At 27.1% G+C, this 1,446-nt stretch carries 2 protein-coding genes; one reads left to right on the top strand and one right to left on the bottom strand.

The genetic code is table 11. The features are described 5' to 3' along the window. Positions 1 to 49 precede the first annotated feature (49 nt). On the top strand, positions 50 to 700 hold the full coding sequence (locus Q0370_RS08330) for an RsiV family protein (protein WP_299574532.1): 651 nt from the start codon (positions 50 to 52) through the stop codon (positions 698 to 700). Positions 701 to 773: 73 nt separating this feature from the next. Here Q0370_RS08330 and Q0370_RS08325 read toward each other — a convergent pair. Next, on the bottom strand, positions 774 to 1,446 hold a 673-nt coding region (locus Q0370_RS08325; RefSeq protein ID WP_299574530.1), incomplete at its 5' end, for an LD-carboxypeptidase.

The raw sequence follows: 1,446 nt of genomic DNA, 5'->3' as shown, positions 1-1,446 counted from the left end.
CAACTTTTAAGAGAATTCACTATTATTTCAAATAAAAAGAGTTATAAAAATGAAAAAATTAACATTATTTTTTATGACATTGCTTTTATTTAATGTGTCATTCGCAAAGGAAAAAATTGATACTACTTTTACATTTCGAGATTTTTCTCCAACATCAGCGAGTATTGTAAGAGTTACTCCAAAAACAAAAATTGAAAATAAATCAAGAATTTCATATCCTGTATTTGCTGGTAGAAATTCTACTGTTACTAAAAATATGAATACAAATGTAGCAAGATTTATCTCTGATTATAAATCTACAAAACATATTTCTTATAATGTTTCTTACGATGTAACAGCAAACAACAGTTCATTTGTAAGTGTTTTATTCACAATTGAATTAACAGACAACGATACAGGACAAAAAGCAAAACTTCACAATGCAATGACATTCAACTTAAAAAATGGAAAAGTTTTACAGCTTAAAGACCTATTTGCCGATGGATTTGAATCTTCTCTATCAAGTGCAATTAATAATAAATTTAAACAGTTTGGTCTTCCTCAAGTTGATAAATTTGATGCAATTGTAAAACAGCAAAATTTCTACATGGAAAATGATTCTATTATCTTTATTTACAATAAAGGTGAAGCTTCTAATTTTGCTGATGGAGAAGTATTTATTCCATTCTTATTGACTGATTTAATAGGAATTTTGAGATAAGTACAAAAAATTTTATAATATAAAAATACACTGAAAAATAAATGTTACTTTATTATACAGTGTATTTTTTTGTTTATTTTGTCGCTTTTTCTATCATAATTTCTCTTTTTCCAGTATCCATTACTGCCTTTGCTCCAATTGGCACAGTGATAAATGGTCTTACATGCCCAGATTTGAAATTTTTTACAATTGGAATATTTAATCTTCCAAAGTTGTCATAAAACACTTCATCAATTGTCATATCTGTTGGATCAGACTGCTTAGGATTTTTAAAGTCCCCCAGGATAATTCCCTGAAGCTTGTCAAACTTTCCAGCTAGTTTTAGCTGTTTTAACATTCTATCAACACGGTAGCTCGCTTCATTTGTTTCTTCCAGAAAAAGAATTTTTCCATCAGTATTAATTTCATGATCTGTTCCAAGTGTTGTAACCAGCAAAGATAAATTTCCTCCAATCAATTCACCTTTTATTTCTCTAATTTTTTCTTTTTTTTCAATTTCACTAAAATTATTTCTATTTAATAAAATAATTTTTTTACCACTTGGATTTTCAAGTTTCCATTTTTTACCATTTTCATAATTTAACGCAGAAAAAAAAGAATTTTTGGTAAATTCATTAAAATCATTAAGCATATTTGATCTTACCATTGGACCGTGATATGTTCCAAGTCCGCATTTTTGGTTAAAAGTAATATTTAAATTAGTGACATCACTGTAACCGACAAAAAGTTTTGGATTTTTTTTTATT

This window comes from uncultured Leptotrichia sp. (assembly GCF_938036635.1).
In the GTDB taxonomy this organism is placed as follows: domain Bacteria; phylum Fusobacteriota; class Fusobacteriia; order Fusobacteriales; family Leptotrichiaceae; genus Leptotrichia; species Leptotrichia hongkongensis.
The sequence above is the reverse complement of the archived record's forward strand: the minus strand, read 5'-3'. Positions and strand labels throughout refer to the sequence as shown.